Origin of the sequence: Streptomyces sp. GbtcB6 (assembly GCF_019091475.1) — a bacterium.
GTDB classification, from domain to species: domain Bacteria; phylum Actinomycetota; class Actinomycetes; order Streptomycetales; family Streptomycetaceae; genus Streptomyces; species Streptomyces hyaluromycini.
In genome coordinates, this window is sequence record NZ_JAGXJL010000095.1 from 1 (window position 1) to 20663 (window position 20663).

Genomic DNA, 20663 nt, shown 5'->3' on the forward strand with positions numbered 1-20663 from the left:
GGGGGGGGGGGGGGGGGGGGGGGGGGGGGGGGGGGGGGGGGGGGGGGGGGGGGGGGGGGGGGGGGGGGGGGGGGGGGCGGGGGGGGGGGGGGGGGGGGGGGGGGGGGGGGGGGGGGGGGGGGGGGTGCGGGGGGGGGTGCGGGGGGGGGGGGGGCGGCCGGGGGCAGGGGGGTTGAGGTGGGTTCGGGGCGGGGGGCGGTGAAGTGGGTGGGGGGTGGTGGAGCGAGGGTGCGGCCCAGCTCTTCGATGACGGCGGTGCGGCCGGTGAAGTGGGCGGGGGGTGGCGGGAGCTGGGCGGGGCGGGGGGCCGGGGAGTCGTCGCGCGTAGAACCAGGCGCGACGGACAGGGCCATGGCTCCGGCGGCCTCCGTTCGTCCGTCTCGTTCGTCTCGTCTGTCTCGTTCGTCTTTTTCATCGACGTCCTCGGCTTTCGGCCGACGGCCCGTCGACGCGCCCCTCAGGGGCGCGGGGAACTGCGCGATCGGCCACGACGCACCCGCACCCGCCCCACCCCCGTCCCGCACCCCGTCACCCAAGGCGCCCTCGTACGCCGTGCCCCCGCCGGAGCCGCCCTCGTACCGCAGCGCCTCCTCCGCCGCCCCGCTCCCCCGCAGCACCTCCACATGGGCCCGGCGGATTGCCGGGCCGGGCTCGATGCCCAGGTCGTCTCTCAGGCGGTTGCGCAGGTCGCGGTGGACGGCGAGGGCCTCGGCCTGCCGGCCGGTGCGGTGGAGGGCGAGCATCAGCTGGCAGTGATAGGCCTCACGGAGCGGGTACTCCGCGACGAGCGCAGCCAACTCCGGTACGACGCCGCCCAGTCGGGACCCGCCGAGGGCGAGCTCCGCGTCGTAGCGCCACTCCAGCAGAAGCAGCCGGGCCTCCTCCAGGCGCTGCACGAAGGCGCGGCCGCCGAAGTCGGCGGGGAGGCCGCCGAGCGGGCTGCCGCGCCAGAGGGCGAGCGCCTCGGCGCAGGCGCGCAGCACCGGCGCCCACTCCCGCCGCCCGTGCGCCGCGCGCGCCTGGGCCACCCGGGCGTCGAACACGTCGACGTCCAGTTCACCGTCGTCGACACGCAGCAGGTACCCGGGCGGTACGGCCCGCAGCCGCTCCGGGTCGTCGAGGAGCCGGCGCAGCCGGGTGACGTGGTTGTGCAGCGAGGCGCGCGCCGACGCCGGAGGCGCCCCGCCCCACAGGGCCTCCCTGAGCGACTCGACGGAGACGACCCGCCCGGCCTCCAGGAGCAGCGCGGCGAGCAGCGCGCGCACCTTGGGGCTGCCGATGGGGCATACGTCCGATGCGTCGTAGAGAACCGGAGGTCCCAGCAGTCCGAACCGCAGCTCGTACCGCCGCATCACTCCGCCCATCGCCTTCCCGCGCTGGCGGAATTCCATCCCGTAGGGGATGGTTTCCCGCCACCTTCTCTGTGCCGGTCGGAGCCGGAATCCGCTGGGATTCCGGGCTGTTCCCGGAGCCGTACGACGACTTCGCGCCAACGGGTTCGCGACCTCCGGGAGAACCGCTGGCCACATGTTAGCGATCCGTTGGCGAGCCCTGATGTGATCTTCGCATCGGATCGGGTCGGACGGTGCACGCGTAGATCGCGTAACTCGGGGGAGTGTCGCCGCAGGCCTGGATCCGGGGACGCAAGAGGGTCCCCGGTCGGCGGAGGTGACCGACTGGGGCCCTCGTCCCGCCTCCCGGATGGGTTCCGGAACGGTTTTCCGGACGGTTTTCCGGACGGATTCGCGGACGGACTCACGGATTCCCGGTGGCCCGGATTCAGACGACGGGTGGGCGGCCCAGCCTGGTGAGTCGCCAGACGGTGCGCCAGCGCATGGGGCGGCGCTCCCCGGCCGGCTCGCGAAATCCCTCGGCGAAGCCCGCGAACCAGGCCCGCAGGCCGCCCGTCGAACGGGTGCGCAGAAGAGTGATCAGTATCCAGACGCCCAGGTGGACCGGGATCAGCGGCAGGGGCAGCCGACGGCGGGTCAGCCAGACCCGGTTGCGGGCGGTGACCCGGAAGTAGACGGCGTGCCGGGCGGGCGAGGTCCGGGGGTGCTGGAGGAGCAGCTCGGGCGCGTAGAGGATCTTCCAGCCGGCGTCGGCGGCCCGCCAGGCGAGGTCGGTCTCCTCATGGGCGAAGAAGAACTCGGCCGGCCAGTCGCCGGTTTCGGCGAGCATGTCCATGCGCAGGGCATGGCCGCCGCCGAGGAACCCGGTGACGTAACCCCCGCGCAGGGGGTCGGCGTTGCCGACGCGGGGCACGTGCCGACGCTGGGTCACGCCGTGCTCGTCCGCGATCCGGAAGCCGATGATGCCGAGGCGGGGGTCGGCGGCGAACAGATCCCGGACCTGCCGGAACACCTCGACGTCGACGAGCAGTCCGTCGTCGTCCAGTTCGACGACGACGTCCACGTCGCCGAACGCGCGCAGGGCGGCGAGGGCGACGTTGCGGCCGCCGGGGCAGCCGAGGTTGTCCTCGACGTCGACGGTGGTGACTTCACCGGGCAGGTCGAGACGGCCGGCGAACTCGGGCAGCCGGCAGCCGTTGCCGACGATCACGATGCGGTCGGGGGCGAAATCCTGCTTCGCGACGGACCTGAGCAGGGCGTCGACTTCGTCGGGCCGGTTCCCCATGGTCACCACGGCAACCCCGAGTCTCGGCTTCTGCATGCCCCTCACCCCATCCGGCCGACGGCGGCAGCCGCACCTGTCCCCAAGGATGGCCATTGTTCACCAAGGCGTCACCACGGGTAGGTCGATACTCCATAAATGGGCCTGCCTCGTGGCGCGGCGCGGACGCCCACGCGCGCCGGACGCGGGCCGCTCTCCAGCACGCCCCGGGAAGCGTTCGGACACGCCACGGAGCGCCTCCGAGGGGACGAAGCGGCGCTGTAAATTGCCCGTTCATGCTCTCTGTTCAGGTCCTGGGACCGATCGGTGCCGACATCGACGGTGCACCGGTCCACCTGGGGAGCCCCCGGCAACGTGCGGTCCTCGCCCTCTTGCTGGCGAACCGCGGCCGGGTGGTGCCCGTCGACCGGCTCATCGACCGCCTGTGGCGGGGCCGGCCCCCGCAGAAGGCGGCGGCCTCCCTGCACGTCTACGTGTCGAACCTGCGCCGCGCGCTCGAACCCGGCCGGGCGCCGCGCACCCCCGCCGGTGTCCTGGTCAGCGTCGCGCCCGGGTATGCGGTGCGGCTGCCCGAGGACGCGGTCGACGCCTGGCGGTTCGAGGCGGCGGTGCGGCGGGCCCGTACCGCACCTCCGGCCGAGGCCCGGCGCCTCCTCGATGAGGCCATCGGGTGGTGGCAGGGGACCGCGTACGGCGAGTGGGCCGACGAGGAGTGGGCGGTCGCCGAGGCGGCCCGGCTGGGTGACCTGCACCTCGCGGCACGGGAGTTGGCGATCGGTGCGACCCTCGCGTCCGGAACCCCGGCGGAGGCGGTGCCGGCGGCCGAGGCGCTCGTGCGGGAGCATCCGCTGCGCGAGGAGGGCTGGCGGTTGCTGGCCCTCGCGTTGTGGGCCGGCGGGCGCCGTGCCGACGCACTGGCCGAGCTGCGTCGCGCCGCCGCCGTCATGGCCGACGAACTCGGCCTGGGCCTGGGCGACGCCCTGAGCGAGCTGGAGCAGGCCCTGCTGACGGGACGGACCGAGATCCTGCGTGCGTCGGTGCCGTCGGGGCCGTCGGGGCCGTCGGGGCCGTCGGGGCCGTCGGCGCCCGTACCGGCTCCGGCCGTCCTGCCCGCGCCCTTCGCAGGCTCCGGACCGGCCCCGGACGGTCTCCCCGCGCCCTTCACGGACTCCGGCCCGGCCCCGGTCGGCCCCCCGGTGCCGTTCGCGGACTCCGCGGCCACGGCCGTCGTCGACCGGCCGGCCGAGGAGCTGTTCGTGGGCCGGGACGGCGAACTGCGGGCCCTGGCCGAGGTCGCGCGTGACGCCCGGCGGGGCGGCGGCGTCGTCCTGGTGACCGGCGAGGCCGGTGCGGGCAAGTCGGCGCTGCTCGGCCGGTACCGGCTGTGGTTGCGGGAGCAGGGCTGGACCGTGGTGGTCGGCCGCTGCCCCGAGTTCGACGGCGCTCCCTCCGCCTGGGCCTGGGTTGAGGCACTCGGCGCGCTCGCCCGCCGCGTGCCGCCCACCGACCCGGACGCACTCGGCGCGCTGCTCCAGGAGGCCGGCTACGGCGAACGGGGAGCGGACGGCCACGGGGGCACCGGGTTCCCGGGCCCGGACGGCGGGGCGGCGTCGGCCGGGCGGTTCCGGCTGCACCGGGCGTTCGCCGCCTGGCTGCGGGAGGCCGCCGCGGACGAGCCGCTGGCGATCGTCCTCGACGACCTGCACCGGGCGGACGTCGAGACGCTGGCCCTGCTGGAACGCGCCGCCGAGCTGGTCGGCTCAGCGGTGCTGGTGATCGCCGCGTACCGCCCGGCCGACGCGGCGGACCGGCTGACCAAGACCCTCGCCGAACTCGCCCACCGCTCGCCGTTCCGGCTGGCGCTCGGCGGGCTGCCGTTGCCGGACGTGGCCACCCTGGTCAGCGCGGTGTGCGGGGAGCCGGTCGACACGGCCATCGTGACCGCGCTCGCCGAGCGCACGGGGGGCAACCCCTTCTACGTGCGCGAGAGCGCCCGGCTGCTCGCCAGCGAGGGCGCCCTGGTGGCGGTCTCCGAGGTGCCGCAGGGCGTGCGCGACGTGCTGCGCCGACGGTTGCGGCAGCTGCCCGAGGGGGCCCCGGCCGTCCTCCAGCTGGCCTCGGTGGTGGGCCGCGAGACCGAGGTCGGTGTGCTCGTCGAGGCCGCGGACCCGGCACGGCACGGCGAACACGACGTGCTCGACGCCGTCGAGGCGGCCGTCGTGGCCGGGCTGCTGACCGAACCGGCGCCGGGAGTGGTCCGGTTCGCGCACGCACTGGTCCGCGACACCCTCTACACCGACCTGGTCGGCGTGCGACGCGCACGGCTGCACGCCCGTCTGGCAGAGGTCCTGCGGCGGCGCCGTCCGGACGACCTGGCGGCTCTCGCGCACCATTTCGCCCGGGCGGCGAACGCGCGGACGGCGGCACTCGCCGTCGAGTACTCGCTGGGCGCGGCCGACCTCGCCGAGCGGCGGTACGCCCACGACACCGCGGTCGAACTGCTCACGCAGGCGATCGAGTCCTTCGCGCTGATACCCGCCGCCGCCGTGGACGGCACCGCGACCGGCGACACCAACGGCAACGTCAACGTCAACGGTGACTTGACCGGCGATGCGGCCGGCGGCCGGGCCGGGCGGCTGGTCGCCCTGCTCGGGCGGTTGCTGCGGGCGGAGATACGGGCGGGGGCCATCGTGGCGGCGCGGCACACCCGGCAGCGCGCCCTGACGGCGGCCGAGGGCGTCGGGCGCGACGAGCTGGCGGCGGCGGCCCTGGGTGCGTGGATCGGACCGGAACCGGCCCTGAGCGGGGCCCTCAGCGGGCCGTGGGGGCTGGCCGAAGCGGCGGCGGTCGACACGTTCGTCGACCGGCTGATCGCGCGCGCCGACCTGGACCCGGCCGTCCTCGGCATCCTGCCGCCCGCCCCTGCCGACGAGCAGGGCAGCGGGGGCGATATGGACGCCGGGGCGGGTGCCGGGGCCGGGGCGGGTGCCGGCGAGCGGGTGGAGCGGGTGGCGGAGGCGGCGCGGCGGTTGGCCGTCGCCCGTGCGGTCGGGGACCCGCTGCTGCTCTCCTCCGCGCTGACCGTCGCGTCCGTCGTCACGCCGGACGGGTTCCCGGACCGCCGCAAGGCGCTGGCGACCGAACTGCGGGTGCTCGGGTACGCGCACGACCTGCCCGCCAACAGCTGGGTACGGGAGCACATCGGGGCCATGGCCGCCGGCGCCCGCAACGACGTCGCCCAGGTCCGCCGGCACACCGGGGAGGGGCGGACCGTCGCCCGGCGGCACCGGCTGGCGGAGGCGGAGGCCATCAACCTGACGACCCTGGCGATGCTGGCCCATGTCGAGGGCCGCTTCGCCGAGTCCGAGGCCGGCTACGCGGGGGTGCGGGAGCGGCTGCGTTCCCGTGGCTCGCCGTACGGCGACTTCGTGCACGTCCTCGGGCTGACGACCGTACGGCTGGGGCAGGGCCGCCCGCAGGAGGCCGAACCGCTGCTGCGGACCCTCCTCACCGAACCCGAACCCACCGCCGAGCTCGCCCTCGGGGTGGTCCTCGCCCGGCTGGGCGAGCACGAGCAGGCGCACGCGCTCGGCCGGCGCACCGAGGCCGCCGTACCCCTCGTACCGGACCACCTGTACGGCATCGCCCTCTCCCTCCGGGCCGAACTGGCGTTCCTGCTGGGCGACATGACCACCGCGCTGGAACTGGTCCCGCTGCTGCTGCCGCTGCGCACCCAGCTCGCCGGTGCCGCCAGCGTCTCCTTCGCCACCCGCCCGTTCGCCCACTCGCTGGGTGAGCTGTACCGGCTGCTGGGTGACGAGGCGGAAGCGCGACGGCAGTTCGCTCGCGCGGAGGAGGTGGCGGGGCAGTGGGGTTCCCGGCATCTGGTCGCGGCGGCCCGGGCCGCCGCGGAGGACAGGGCCCCGCGGAGCTGACACGACGGCTGCCGGAATCAGGCCAGCCGCCACTTCTGGTTGGACGTCCCGGCGCAGTCCCACAGCTGGAGCCGGGTGCCGTTGGCGGTGCCCGAGTCCTTGGCGTCCACGCACTTGCCGATGACCGAGTTGACCAGGTCGTGGGAGCTGTTGAGGTTGAACTTCTGGGCCCAGCCGCCGTTGCAGGTCGCCAGCTGGATGGCCGCGCCGTTGTCCTGGGAGGCGTTGGCGATGTCGAGGCACAGGCCCATGGAGCGCACGCTGCCGTCGGACTTGAAGACCCACTTCTGCCAGGCGTCGCCGTCGCACCCCCACAGCCGCAGCGGGGAGCCGTCCGCCCCGGCGTGGGCGCTCACCTCGACGCACTTCGAGGAGGCGTAGCCGACGATCGCGTCGCCGGACACGGTGGCCGAGGAGGCGGCGTGGGTGGCGGCCGGCTTGGACGCCGGTTTGCTCGTCGCCTTGGTGCCGGTGCCGGTGGCGTGGGTGGCCTTGGTGCCGGACGCCTTGTCCGGGTGGACGGAGTCCGCCACCTTGGACGAACCCCCGGTGGTGTGCGCGCCCTTGGCCTTGCCGGGCTTCGTGCCCTTCGGGTCGTGCGCCGGACGCCCGCTGCCGGACGCCGACGCGGACCCGGAACCGGAGCCGGTGGGCCATGCCGAGGCGCCCTCGGTGAGCTGGGGCACGACGCCGTCACCGACGGCCGCGGCGTGCGGCGTGGAGTCGTCGTGGTTCGGCAGTGCCATGAACGCGGCGCTGCCGAGGCCGAGGACCAGCAGGACACAGGCGGCGACCACGGCGCCGACGACCCGCGCACCGCGCTCCGGCCGGGCTTCCGCGGAACCCGCCTGGTCCGGTGCGCCGGGCGAGTCCGGCCGCGCCGCCGGCGACCGGAACAACCCTCCGGGGTGCCCGGGCACCCCGGCCGTACCGGGCGCGGCCGCGGGCGTCGGTGCAGATACAGGCGTCGGCGTCGGCTCGGGTGCGGTCCCGCCGTCCGGGGCGGACCCGGCCCTGCCGTGTGCCGCCGGTTCCGCAGTCGGCGTTTCGGGAGCGGGCTCCGTCCCGGTCGCTCGCGGTGACGCGGTCTCGGACCCGGTTTCCCGGAGCCACGGCAGCGGCCGTTCCCAGACAGCCGGCTCCTCCGGCGTCTCCGGCTGCCCTGCGGTGTGCTCCATGTCTGCCTGCCCGTCTCCGCGTGTGTTGTTCCCCGGCGCGCGAATCTAGGGGCGCGGCGGCGGACGGCCCGCCGTTCGCCGCGGACTCTGCCCCGCAGGACCGGAAAGCCTTCCCCTGCGGGCCGGTGGGGGTTGCTCGCGCAGTTCCCCGCGCCCCTAAAGGGGCGCTACAACGTCCCCGAGCGCAGGGCGAAGGCGACCGCGTGGGTGCGGTTGCGCAGGCCGAGGCGGTTCATCATGACGCTGACGATGCTCTTGATGGTGCGCTCGGAGTAGTTCAGCTTCTGGGCGATCTCCGTCGTCTCCAGGCCCTCGGCCAGCAGCCGTAACACGTCGACCTCGCGCGTCTCCAGACCGGACGCGGTCAGCCCGAGCGGCCCCAGGACGTCGCGCTGGACCTCCCGTATGTGGTCGACGAGCCGGCCCTGGACCGGGAGCGGCAGCGCGGCCCCGCCGTCGGCCACCGCGCGCACCGCCTCCACGACCTTGTCGTACGTGCTGTCCTGACGCCACATCACCCCGCGCAGGCCATGGCGCACCGCCCGGAGCAGGTGGGCGTCGCCGATGTGCCCGGTGACCAGCACGACCCCCACACCGGGGTTGGCCGAGCGGGCGGTCACCGACTCCATCAGCAATACCGTCTCCTCGGTGACGTCCGGCGTGATCATGAGGACCACGTCCGCGTGCCGGTGCTCCTCCTGGGGCACCACCTTCAGCCCCGGGTACCTGCGCAGGCACGAGACGGCCCCCTCGCCGGTCATCGGGTCACCGGCGAGGACTGCGATCGAGATCATCCCCAACGTTCTGGTTCTCCTTCCGGGAGTGGACCGTCGTTCCGGAGCGGCGTACGGGGATCGTCACCGGACCGCCTTAACGCCGACTTGGCGTGTACTTGGCGAAGCTGCCCCTCCGGCCAGGCTTCGCTGTCCGCGGGGGCGGACATCGGCTCGTGCGACGCGGGCGCGGGCGGCCTCCTGCCTACTCTCCACGCGCGGATCCCACCGCGCGCACACCCGGAATCGCAGCGGAATCGCACAGGAATCGCAGCAGAGCAGAAGCAGAGCAGAAGAGAAGAGAGCACGTTGAGCACCGTCGTCGCCAAGCGCTCGCCGCGTGCCGAAGGCCCCCCGATGCCGGAGGGCCAGGTGGAACTGGCCGAGCCCCCGGTCCTCGGCGAACCGGCCACCGCCGACTTCGGCTCGGTGATGACGTACCTGCCGATGGGCCTGGGTGCCGGGGCCATGGTGCTGATGTACTCGGTCGGCAGCGGCGGTACGTCCATGTACATGATGACCGGGATGATGGGCATCGCCATGGTCAGCATGACGCTGACCCAGATCGGCCGGCCCGGCGCGGAGCGGCGCCGCCGGATGCGCGCCGAACGCCGGGACTATCTGCGCTACCTCGGCCAGAAGCGGGTCCAGGCACGTCAGGCGGCCGACGGACAGCGGGCCGCGCTGCTCTGGGACAACCCCGAGGCGTCCGACCTGTGGGCGCTGGCGAGCGGTCCCCGGCTGTGGGAACGCAGGCCCGGGCACGAGGACTTCGGCCGGGTCCGGATCGGTCTCGCGACCCGCCGCGCCGCTCTGGAGTTCCTGCCGCCGCAGACCCGGCCGGTGGAGGACCTGGAGCCGCTGTGCGCGATCTCGCTGCGCCGGTTCACCAAGGCCCACCAGACCGTGCCCCTGCTGCCCGTGCCGGTCTCGCTGCGGCGCTTCACCAGCGTCGAGTTCACCGGCGAGGCCGAGGAGGCGGTGGCCCTCGCCCGGGCGATGCTCGGGCAGCTGGCGGTCCTCCACTCCCCGGACGAGTTGCGGGTGGCCGTGCTGGGCGACGAGGCCGCACGGCGCGAGTGGGACTGGCTCAAGTGGCTGCCGCACAACGCCCATCCGGCGGAGGAGGACGCGGCGGGGGCGGTGCGGCTGGCCGCCGGGGACCATGACGAGCTGCTCGACCTGCTCGGGCCGGACGTCCGCGACCGCCCCGACCACGACGCCGCCTCCTCGCCCAGCGTGGCCGAGCCGTTCACGGTGATCGTCGCCCAGGGTGTGCAACTCCCGTCGACCTCACGGCTGCTGGGGGCCGGGCTGCGCGGGGTGGTGCTGCTGGACCTCACCGGCGCGGTGCCCGGCGGCCCCAAGGTGCTGCGGCTCACGGTGCGCGGCGGCCGGGTCGACTTCCCGAGCGGCACCGAGAACGTCAGCGGCCGGGCCGACCGGCTCGGCCCCGTCGAGGCCGAGAACCTGGCGCGGGCGCTCGCCCCGATGCGCACCGGAGGCGTCGTCGACCTGGTCGACCAGCCGCTGGAGTCCGACTTCGACCTGGCCACCATGCTCGGCATCCGCGACGTGCGCGGCTTCGACGTCGCGGCCAAGTGGCGTCCCCGGCTGGCCCAGGAGGCCCGGCTGAAGGTGCCGATCGGGGTCACCGAGGACGGCGAGATCGTCGAACTGGACCTGAAGGAGTCCGCGCAGGGCGGGATGGGCCCGCACGGGCTGCTGATCGGCGCCACCGGCTCCGGCAAGAGCGAACTGCTGCGCACCCTGGTGATGGGCCTGGCCGCCACCCACTCCTCCGAGATCCTGAACCTGGTCCTGGTGGACTTCAAGGGCGGCGCCACCTTCCTCAACATGGACCGGCTGCCGCACACCTCCGCCGTCATCACCAACCTCGCCGACGAACTCCACCTCGTCGACCGCATGCGGGACTCCATCAACGGCGAGATGATCCGCCGGCAGGAACTGCTGCGGGAGGCCGGCTACGCCTCGCTCTACGAGTACGAGAAGGCGCGCGCCGCCGGGGCGGGCACCCTCGCCCCGCTGCCCTCGCTGCTCGTCATCGTGGACGAGTTCTCCGAACTGCTCGCCAGCAAGCCGGAGTTCGTGGAGCTGTTCGTCTCGATCGGGCGGCTCGGGCGCAGCCTCGGCGTCCATCTGCTGCTGGCCTCCCAGCGGCTGGACGAGTCCCGTATCCACCGGGTCGAGGGCCACCTGTCGTACCGCCTCGCGCTGCGCACCTTCTCCTCGATGGAGTCGCGCAGCGTGATCGGCACCTCCAGCGCCTACGAGCTGCCGTCCGCGCCCGGCAACGGCTACCTCAAGGTCGACACCACCAACCTGGTCCGGTTCAAGGCCGCGTACGTCTCCGGTCCCGCACCCGCGGCGCCGGGTCCCGAGGAGACGGCCGGGCGGCAGGGCGTCGTACGCGAGGTGACCGCGTTCGGACTGGACCGGCACGGCCCGCCCGCCGGGGACCGCGAGGCGGAGGAGGCCGCCCGGCTGGTCTCGCTCGCCGAGGAGAACCTGCGCGACCCGGGCGCGGAAGCCGAGGAAGAGACGGAGGACGGCGAGGACAGTCTGCTGGAGGTGTTCGTCGGGCGGCTGGAGGAGAGCGGCCCGCCCGCCCGGCAGGTCTGGCTCTCCCCGCTGTCCGAGTCGCCCGGCCTGGACCAGCTGCTGCCCGGCATCGTGCCCGACCCCGAGCGCGGCATGGGCGCCGCCGATCCGCACGTGCAGGGCGCGCTGCGCGTCCCGCTGGGCATGGTGGACCGTCCGTTCGAGCAGCTGCGCGAACTGCTGACCGCCGACCTGTCCGGCGCCGACGGCCACATCGGCCTGGTGGGCGCGCCGCAGACCGGCAAGTCGACCCTGCTGCGCACCCTGATGCTGTCGCTGGCCCTGACCCACACGCCCCGCGAGGTGCAGTTCTACTGCCTGGACTTCGGCGGCGGCGGTCTGGTCTCCACCGCCGGCCTGCCGCACGTGGGTTCCGTCGCCACCCGCCTGGAGCGCGACCGGGTGCTGCGCACCGTCGAGGAGCTGACGCAACTCCTGGAACAGCGCGAGCAGTTGTTCACGTCCAGGGGTCTGGAGTCGATGGCCGCCTACCGGGCGCTGCGCGCGGACGGCACCATCGACGACCCGTTCGGCGACGTCTTCCTGGTGGTCGACGGCTGGGCCACGCTGCGCCAGGACTTCGACGAGCTGGAGCAGCGGGTCATGGAACTCGCCGCGCGCGGCCTGTCGTTCGGCCTGCACGTGGTCGCCTCCGCGGTCCGCTGGTCCGAAGTACGGCCCCGGCTGCGGGACATGCTCGGCACCAAGCTCGAACTGCGGCTCGGCGACTCGATGGAGTCCGAGGTCGGCTCCCGTGCCGCGGCCGGTGTCCCGCACCGGCCGGGACGCGGTCTGACCAGCTCGGGACACCACTTCCTGTCCGCGCTGCCCCGGCTCGACAGCTCCTCGCGCACCGACGACCTGACGGCCGCAACCAAGGCCGCGGTCGCCGAGATCGACACGTTCTGGACCGGCCCGCGGGCTCCGGAAGTACGTCTGCTGCCGACCCGCCTTGACGCCCGCCGGCTGCCCGCCCCCGCCGACACCCGCGACCTCAGGTTCTGCCTCGGCTGGGACGAGCAGCGCCTCGCCCCCGTCTGGCACGACTTCGGCGCCACCCCGCACCTGCTGGTCTACGGCGACGGCGAGACCGGCAAGACCAACGCCCTGCGCCTCGCCATCCGCGCCATCACCGCCCGCTACCGCCCGGAGGAGGCGAGGATCCTGCTGGCCGACCCCGGCCGCGGGCTCCTCAAGGACGTCCCCGAGGAGTACCGGGTCGGATACGTCGTCGACAACGACGCCCTCGGCAAACTCGCCGACAGCGCCGCGGTGTCCGTGGCCAAGCGGCAGCCCGGCGCCGACGTCACCCCGGAGCAGCTGGAGAAGCGGGACTGGTGGGCCGGTCCGCTGCTGTTCGTCCTCGTCGACGACTACGACCTCTTCGCCGGCGCGCCCGGCACGCCCTCCGCGATGATGCCGCTGGTGCCGCTGCTCGCGCAGGGCGCCCATATCGGGCTGCACCTGGTCGTGGCCCGCTCCACCTCCGGCGCCATGCGGTCCGTGATGGACCCTCTCATCCGCCGGATGTGGGAGCTCGGCAACCCGGCGCTGCTGTTCTCCTACCCCAAGGAGGAGGGCAAGTTCATCGGCGAGGCCAAGCCCCGCACCCTGCCCGCCGGCCGGGCCCAGCTCGTCACCCGGCGCACCGTCCAGCTCGTCCAGACCGGCCTGGTGTCGGCGGCGCCCGTCCCCACAGGAGCACGATGACCACCGCCCCGGCCGCCGACCCCACCAGCGCGCCGCTGTCCGTCCGGGCCACCGAGGTCTGCCGGCTCACCGTCGAGGCGCCGGCCGGCCGGGCCGACCTCGCCGTCCCGGTCACCACCCCGGTCTCCGCCCTGCTGCCGGTGCTGCTGCGCCAGGCCGTCGGCGACGACCTCCAGGGCACGCCCTGGGTACTGCAACGGCTCGGCGCGGAACCCCTCGGTCCGGAGGCGACCCCCGAGAGCGCCGGGCTGCGGGACGGCGATGTGCTGCACCTGCGGCCGGCCGACGCGGCGCTGCCCGCCCTGCACTTCGACGACGTCTCCGACGGTGTCGCGCACGCCGTCGGCACCGGCTCCGGCCGCTGGCACCCCGGACTCACCCGGAGCCTCGGTCTCGCCCTGTCCTGCCTGGCGCTCGCCGCGCTCGCCGCCACCCTGCTCGGCGCGGGCCCCGGTCCGCTCACCGCGGCGGCGGCCGGGGCGGTCGCCCTGGTGCTGGCCGCGGGCTGCGCGGCGGCGGCCCGCGCGCAGGCCGACCGCGGCGGCGTCCTGACCGCCGGGATCGGCGCGTTCGGCTTCGCCGCACTGGCCGGGACGACCCTGCGGGAGGGCCCGTCCGGCGGGTTCGCCCCGGGCACGACCGGGACGCTGCTGGCCGCCGGGTTCGTGGTCGCGCTGGCCGGCCTGCTGCTCGCGCTGGGCGCGCTGCCCCTCGTCGTACCCGGCACCGTGCTGCTCACGGCGGTCGCCGCCGCGATCGGCGCGGGCCTCGCCCAGGCCACCGGCCTGCACGGCGTCCAGGCCGCCGCGGTGGTCGCGGTGGGCCTGTTCGTCCTCGGGCACCTGGCCCCCCGCCTCGCCCTGCGCACGGCCCGGCTGCGCGTACCCCAACTCCCCCACGACGCCGAGGAACTCCAGCTCGACATCGAGCCCGAGCCCGGCGAGGCCGTGACGAACCGGGTCGCCGTCGCCACCGCCTGCCTCGACATGATCGGCATCTCCTCGGCGCTGGTGTGGGCGGTCGCGCTGTGGCTGCTCGCCGACCGGGAGCACGGCTGGGCCGGCTGGCTGCTCCCGCTCTCGCTCAGCCTCGCCGTCCTGCTCCGTGCGCGCGGCACCAACGGCACCCTCCAGCGGGTCCCCGCCGTGCTGGCCGGCGCCTACGGCCTCGGACTCGTCCTCATCGTCCGGGTCGCCCCCACCGGTCCCGGCGGCCGGGCCGCCGTCCTCGCAGTACTGCTGGCCGCCGCCCTGCTCCTGCTCGTCGGCGCCTGGCGGCTCCCACGGGCCCGGCTCCTTCCCGTATGGGGGCACTTCGGCGACCTGCTGGAGACCCTCACGGCGATCGCGCTGCTGCCGCTGCTGCTCCAGGTGCTGCACGCGTACGGCTACTTCCGCGGCCTCGCGAGCTAGGGCGGCGGCATCCATGCAGACGCGACGCGATCACGTACAGGCCTACCAGTTCGCCATGGGCCGCCTGGCCTCCGCCCTGGTCAGCGGCGACCCCGGCCGGGGCGACAGCCCGACCCGGCGGTCCGCGCTCGGCTCGGTCTTCGGGGTGGGCATGGCGGTGCTGCTGTGCGCCGGGTTCGGGGTGTACGGGCTGATCTCGCCCGTCGCCAAGGACGACTGGCGCAAGGACGGGGCGATCGTCCTGGAGGAGGACACCGGCAACCGGTACGTGTACGCGAACGGCGAGCTGCGCCCCGTACGCAACTACGCCTCCGCGCTGCTCATCGCGGGCGAGCGCACCGCGCCGGAGACGGTGTCCGCGAAGTCCCTGGCCGGGGTCCCGCACGGCACCCCGGTCGGCATCCAGGGCGCACCGGACACCGTGCCGACCGCGTCCGCACTGGCGACCGGCGCGTGGGCACGGTGCCTGCCGGGCGAGGGGACGGCGGACAAGGAGCCGACCGGCAAGGAGCCGGAGAGCAACGGGGCGGGCAGCAGAGAGTCGGCCGACAAGGGGCAGGCCCTCCTCTTCGGTGGTTCCGCCGCCGCGCTCGTCGCCCTGCCCGCCGACCGCCAGGTGCTGCTCACCGGGCCCGGAGACACCCGGTACCTGCTGCTGCGCGGCGTCAAGTACCCCGTCCCCGGCGACTCGACACTGATCGCCCTCGGCCTGGACGACCAGGCGGCCCTCCCCGCCACCGCCGACTGGCTGGCCGCCGTGCCCACGGGCGCCGCGCTCGCCGCACCCGTACCGGCCGGCGCCGGGAAGGCCGCCGGTCAGGTCGCCGGGCAGACCGCGAAGGTCGGCCAGGTCTTCCGCACCAGCACCGACGGCACCGGCAGCACCGGCAGCTCAGTGCACTACTACGTGATGCGCTCCGACGGACTCGCCCGCGTCAACGCCACCGAGTACGCCCTGCTCGCCGCCCGCCCCGGCGCTCCCGCACCGCGCCAGGTAGGGCAGTCGGACATCGCGGTCGCCCCGGTCTCGGCGGAGGACGCCACGACCGGCCGGGTACCGGACCTGTCCGGTGTCCGCGCCCTGGCCGGCGGCACCGTCTGTCTGACGGAGGCGTCGGACGGCCGGGCCCGGATCACCGTGGGCGCCCCCGGCGCCGGAGGGATCGTCCTGCCCGCCGGCGGCGGTGTGCTGGCCGTCCCGGACGGCTCCTCGGCGGGCGACCGGACCGAGTACCTGATCACCGAGCAGGGCCTGAAGTACCGGATCGCCGACACCGACGCCGAGCGGGCCCTCGGGTTCGGCGACGGCAAGCGCCGGCTCACGCTGCCCGCGGGCGTCCTCACCCTCGTCCCCGACGGTCCGGTGCTCAGCCGCGCCGCCGCGGCGAAGGGCTGATCCCGGTGGCCCGGCTCCGCCTTCGCTCGACCCTCGTGGGCGACGCCCTGCTCATCCACCCCAAGGGCAGGTACGACGACCGGGCGGCCGCGTTCGCCGGGGGGATCGCCGAGGACCCGCTGCACACCCTCGCCGTGGTGGACCTGCCCGGCAGCTCCCTCGCCACCGAGTGGCAGGCGGTGGCCCGGCTGCTGTCGGCCGCCCGGTACGGCAGCCCGCGGCTGGTCTTCGGCCGGGGCACCCCGGACGACATCCGTACGGCGTGCCGCCGCATCGCCGACCGGCTCGAACGCGAGGTGCTCGCCGCCGACGGCGACCTCGTGCCGACCGTCGGCGGCGGCCTGTTCGTGCCCGGCGACGACGGCGCCGCCTGGCTGCGGTTCCGGCCGGGCCACGACCCCGAGCCGGTGGCGCAGCGCTTCCCCAAACCGCACTGGGAGTTCTCCGCGCCGATCCGCACCACCCGGCCGGCCGGGACCCGCATCGTCGCCCAACCCCTGCCCGCCGGCGTGTGGTTGCGCCACGTCGACCCGGACCCCCTGGCCGCGCACCACCGGCGGGCGGTCGAGGCCGTGCCCACCGACCCGCACCTCTACCTGGTCGTCCTCGGCAGCCCCGGCACCCCGCCGCTGTCCCCCGACGACGTGGCCCGCTTCTGGGACACCGTGCTCCCCGGCGCCCGCCCCGCGGTGCGCTTCGTCCTGTACGGCACCCTCGACGTCCCCGGCGACCACGCCTCCCCCGGGCAGGCACTGGCCGACGCCCTGGGCCACCCGGCCGTCCTGTACGACGGCCTGCCCTGCACCGAGCCCGGCGACCGGACCGTCCCGGCCGAGACGACCTGCCTCCCCACCGGTTTCGCGCCACCGGCCCCGGCCCCCGCATCGGCACCGGCACCGGACCCCGGCGACGCCGCCGTACCGCCCCCGCCGCCCCGGCCGCCCCTCCGCACGGAGTCCGGCGCCGACGCGTCGGCGGTGTCGCCGGACGCCTCCGCACCGGACACCGCGTCACCCCCGTGGCACGAGGAGGCCGACGCGGCGGCTCCTTCGGAGCGGTCCGGCGAGCCCGACACCGAGGGGGCGACGGACCTCTCGGAGGCACCGACCGTTCGCAACGCGAGCAGCACCGACACCGAGGCCGGGGCCGGGGCCGAGGCAGGTGGCGACAGCGGCGGCGGGGATCCGGTCGAGGAACCCGGCTCAGGCCCCCGGCAGGGCAGCGGTGCGGCGGACCTCGGCGAGGCGCCCACCGTGCGCAGCAGATCGCGGGCCGTACGGAACGGGGCCCCGGCCAACACGCCGGAGGCGGAAGCGGAAGTTGAAGCGGAGTTGGCGTCGGCACGGGTACCGGCGTCAGTGTCGGCGCCGACGTCGCAGGCGGCCACTCAGCCGCAACCCGTGCCCACGGCCCAACCCGTGCCCTCGGCCGGACCCGTGCCCTCGGCCAGCGTGGCGCCCCCTGCCGAACCCGACCCGGCCGCCTCCTCTCCCGCCCCCGTGCAACGGCCCGCACCGCCCGCCTCGCCACGGTTCCGGTTGGAGTCCGCCGCACCCGAGCCGGAGATCGACGCAATCGACGTAGTCGACGCAATGGACGTAATGGCCGACGTCGACGTTCCCGCGCCGACCGCCGGTCCCGCCCCGGCCCCCGGTCCCGGCCCGGCCGCCGGTTCCGCCCCGGGCCACGCCGCCGGCGACTCCGCTGTGCCGTCGGCCTCCGTGCGGGCGGGTGCCGTGCGGGTGCAGCCCGTGCCGCGGGCCGCGGCGTGCGCGCTGCCGCCGGAGCGGGGTGTCGCGCAGGAGCGGGACTGGATGCGCCGGACCTTCAGCGAGCAGTACAACGCCCTGGCCGGCTCCGTCTCGCGCGTGATGTCGGAGTCGCCCGGGCTGCGTGGCCGGTCCAGGTCGGAGGCGGCGGACGCGCTGACCGACCTGGTCGCCGTACGCCTGTACCTGTCCGGCGATCCCCGCCAGGCCGACGCAGCCGTGCGCGAGGCCGTACCCGGACCGCACGTGCCGCTGGCGCGCTGTGTGACGGCCGGGCTGCGGCGGCTGCCGTCCTACCGGGGCCCGGCCCTGCTGCGCACCCGGCTCGGTGACGCGGAGCGCGCCTGGTACCGGGAGGGCGGGCTGGCCACCGAGTGGGCGTTCTGTCACGCCCGTACGTCGCTGCACCCCGGCCCGCGCGGCAGCGGCGCCACCGACGTCCTGATCTGGTCGATGACCGCGCGGCGGACCAGTTCGCTGGACCCGGCCGTCCCCGACCGGGTGGTGTTCCTGCCGGGCACCGTCTTCAGGGTGCTGCGCGCCGAGGGTCCCGCCGTACTGATGCGGGAGCTGTCGCCGTCGGAGGCCGCCGAGGCCGCCGAGAACACCCAGGGTGGCCGGGGCGGCCGGGGCGACGTGGCGGCGAAGCTCGACGAGATCGCCGTCAAGGGCCTGGAGAAGATTCTGGACGCCCTGGAGCGGACCGGCACCGACGCCGCGGCCGAGAGCGCCGATCCACCCGGACTGATCGTGACCCCCCGTGCGGTCCGTACAGAAGGAGCCGAGCAGTGAGCAGGCAGGTGTTGCTGGTCTCCCCGGACCGCCCGGGCGCCCACCGTACGATCGCCGGCGCGCTGGCCGAGGCCGCGGAGGGGGCGCTGATCACGGTCGCCCCTGGCCGGTACGAGGAGGCGCTGGACATCGTCCGGCCCGTGACGCTGGCCGCGGAGGGCGGTGCCGGGACCGTACGGGTGCACGCGGCCGCCGGGAGCACGGTCGTGGTGCGGGCCGAGGCGGTGCAGCTGTCCGGGCTCGTCCTGTCGGGCGCCGACCGGGAGGCCCCCGTTCTCGACCTGCGGCGCGGACAGTCGGCGCTGGACGGCTGCCTGATCGAGGGCGCGGCGTGGACGGCCGTACTCGCCTGGGACGAGGGCACGTTGGCCGCCCGCGGCTGCCGGGTGACCAACCCGAACGGCGCGGGCGTGGTGGTCACCTCGCCCGGCGGCAACGTGCTGTCCGGCACCGAGATCACCGAGGCCGGCTCCTCGGCGGTGGTGGTCGCCGAGCACGGCCGCCTCGACGTACGGGACTGCCGGCTCGACCGCCCCCGGGGCAACGGCGTCTGCGTCAACGGCAACGCCTCCGCGACCGTCGAGGCCACCCTGATCTCCGGCAGCGGCAAGCCCGCCATCGCCGTCGAGCAGGAGGCGCGCGCCGCCCTGCTCCGGGTCACCGTGACCGGCAGCACCGCGCTGGACGCGTACCTGACCGGCCGGGGCGAGACCACGCTCACCGACTGCGCGTTCTCCGGTTCGGGAGGGCAGTCCGTGCACATCGCCGAGGGCGCCGCGCCGCACCTGCGCGGCTGCACGGTCAGCGGCGCGGCCCGCAGCGGCGTCCAGGTCACCGGGGGCGCCCGGCCCCGTCTGGAGGACTGCGAGATCACCGGCACCCCGGTCGGGCTCCATGTCACCGGTGCGGCGACCGCCGTCAGGGCGACGCGGCTCGTCGTCCGGGACGCCACGACCGCCGCCGTGCAGGCCGCCGACTCGGGTACGGCCGAGCTGGAGCGGCTCACCGTCACCGGCAGCGCGGGTGCCGGGGTCCGGGCGCAGGGCGGTGCCCGGGTGACTTTGCGGGACGCCGAGATCGCGATGAGCGGCGGCGGCCAGGGGACGACGGGGCCGGGGCCGGGACTGGGGCTGACCGGGTCGGCGAGCGCGTTCGTGGCCGGCTCCGTCCTGCGCGGGTGCGCTGCGGTCGTCGGCGAGGACGCGGAACTGACCGCGCACGACTCCGAGTTCACCGGTTCGCCGGGCGACGCGGTGCGGGTCCTGGCAGGCGGCTCGTTCACCGCCGTCGGCTGTCGGATGACCGGCGCCCGGGGGCAGGGCGTCAACGCCCACGCCGACGCCCGTACCGATCTCGGCAACTGCGCGGTCCAGGACAACGCCGGCGACAGACCGGCCGACGGCGCGGGGCAGCGTACGGCCGACCGCTCGGGCAACGGTGCGGGCGACGGCTTCGGCGGAGACGGCAGCAGAAGCGGCGGAGGCTTCGGCGGGGACGCCGGTAAGGACGGCCCGGACCGTTCCGGGACCCCCGGCTCGCCGGCGGACCCGGGCGGCTCCCGCTCCGCCACCGGGCCGCTAGCCGAACTCGACGCGCTGGTCGGCCTGGAGAGCGTCAAACTGGAGGTCACCGGGCTGATCAACCTCAACAAGATGACCAAGCGGCGCACCGAGATGGGCCTGCCTATGCCGCCGATGAGCCGCCACCTCGTCTTCGCGGGGCCGCCCGGCACCGGCAAGACGACCGTGGCCCGGCTGTACGGCGCGGTCCTCGCCGAGCTCGGCATCCTCGGCCAGGGGCACATTGTCGAGGTGGCCCGCGCCGACCTGGTCGCCCAGATCATCGGCGGGACCGCCATCAAGACCACGGAGGTCTTCAACCGGGCACTGGGCGGGGTGCTCTTCATCGACGAGGCGTACACCCTGACCAACCAGTCGCGCGGCACCGGGCCGGACTTCGGCCAGGAGGCCGTCGAGACGCTGATGAAGCTGATGGAGGACCACCGCGACGAGATCGTCGTCATCGCGGCCGGCTACTCGGAGCACATGGACCGGTTCCTCGCCTCCAACCCCGGTATGGCCTCCCGTTTCGCCCGGACGATCGAGTTCCCCAACTACGCCCCGGAGGAACTGGTCACCATCGTCCGCGGCCTGTGCGCCAAGCACTACTACGAGCTCTCCGACGACGCCCTGGACGCGCTGTCCCGCTATTTCGAGGACGTCCCCAAGGGCCCGACCTTCGGCAACGGCCGGGTCGCCCGCCAGGTCTTCGAGTCGATGATCGGCTCCCAGGCGTCCCGGCTGGCCACCCACCCCCCGGGCCACGACAGCGAACTGAGCCTCCTGACCGCCGCGGACGTCACCCCGGCCCCCCGTCCACCGTCCCCCCGCCCCACCACCGCCCCGACGGACCCCCCCCCCCCCCCCCCCCCCCCCCCCCCCC

Annotated in this window: 9 protein-coding genes and 1 pseudogene; 6 read left to right on the plus strand and 4 right to left on the minus strand. The window is 75.3% G+C overall.

Going from position 1 to position 20663, the window contains the following annotated elements:
- Positions 1-224: 224 nt before the first annotated feature.
- Together KVT45_RS52600 and KVT45_RS52605 are read right to left on the minus strand one after the other, a co-directional pair.
- A pseudogene (locus tag KVT45_RS52600) lies at positions 225-1352 on the minus strand (BTAD domain-containing putative transcriptional regulator); the annotation flags it as partial.
- A 427-nt stretch (positions 1353-1779) separates the two neighbouring features.
- Positions 1780-2673 carry a glycosyltransferase family 2 protein gene (locus tag KVT45_RS52605; RefSeq protein ID WP_217561825.1) on the minus strand — a complete coding sequence of 298 codons (894 nt, stop codon included), beginning with the start codon at positions 2671-2673 and terminating at the stop codon, positions 1780-1782.
- A 236-nt stretch (positions 2674-2909) separates the two neighbouring features.
- Here KVT45_RS52605 and KVT45_RS52610 point away from each other — a divergent pair, with 236 nt between their 5' ends.
- On the plus strand, positions 2910-6569 hold the full coding sequence (locus KVT45_RS52610; protein WP_217561827.1) for a BTAD domain-containing putative transcriptional regulator: 3660 nt from the start codon (positions 2910-2912) through the stop codon (positions 6567-6569).
- A gap of 17 nt (positions 6570-6586) precedes the next feature.
- Here KVT45_RS52610 and KVT45_RS52615 read toward each other — a convergent pair whose 3' ends face one another.
- Together KVT45_RS52615 and KVT45_RS52620 are read right to left on the minus strand one after the other, a co-directional pair.
- Complete coding sequence (locus KVT45_RS52615; protein WP_217561829.1) at positions 6587-7468, minus strand: RICIN domain-containing protein; 882 nt, start codon at positions 7466-7468, stop codon at positions 6587-6589.
- Positions 7469-7914: 446 nt separating this feature from the next.
- A complete protein-coding gene (locus tag KVT45_RS52620) occupies positions 7915-8541 on the minus strand; it encodes a DNA-binding response regulator (protein WP_217561831.1) in 627 nt (208 codons plus the stop codon).
- A 288-nt stretch (positions 8542-8829) separates the two neighbouring features.
- Here KVT45_RS52620 and eccCa point away from each other — a divergent pair, with 288 nt between their 5' ends.
- The 5 genes from eccCa to KVT45_RS52645 form a co-directional block, all read left to right on the plus strand.
- On the plus strand, positions 8830-12852 hold the full coding sequence (gene eccCa, locus KVT45_RS52625; protein ID WP_217561833.1) for a type VII secretion protein EccCa: 4023 nt from the start codon (positions 8830-8832) through the stop codon (positions 12850-12852).
- Positions 12849-14264 carry a type VII secretion integral membrane protein EccD gene (eccD, locus tag KVT45_RS52630; protein WP_217561835.1) on the plus strand — a complete coding sequence of 472 codons (1416 nt, stop codon included), beginning with the start codon at positions 12849-12851 and terminating at the stop codon, positions 14262-14264. The genes eccCa and eccD overlap by 4 nt, the downstream gene beginning before the upstream one ends.
- A gap of 13 nt (positions 14265-14277) precedes the next feature.
- Positions 14278-15660 carry a type VII secretion protein EccB gene (gene eccB, locus KVT45_RS52635; protein WP_217561837.1) on the plus strand — a complete coding sequence of 461 codons (1383 nt, stop codon included), beginning with the start codon at positions 14278-14280 and terminating at the stop codon, positions 15658-15660.
- Positions 15661-15695: 35 nt separating this feature from the next.
- Entirely contained in the window at positions 15696-18221 is a 2526-nt protein-coding gene (locus KVT45_RS52640) for a hypothetical protein (protein ID WP_217561839.1), read from the plus strand.
- On the plus strand, positions 18218-20663 hold a 2446-nt coding region (locus KVT45_RS52645; RefSeq protein ID WP_217561841.1), incomplete at its 3' end, for a right-handed parallel beta-helix repeat-containing protein. The genes KVT45_RS52640 and KVT45_RS52645, both read left to right, overlap by 4 nt.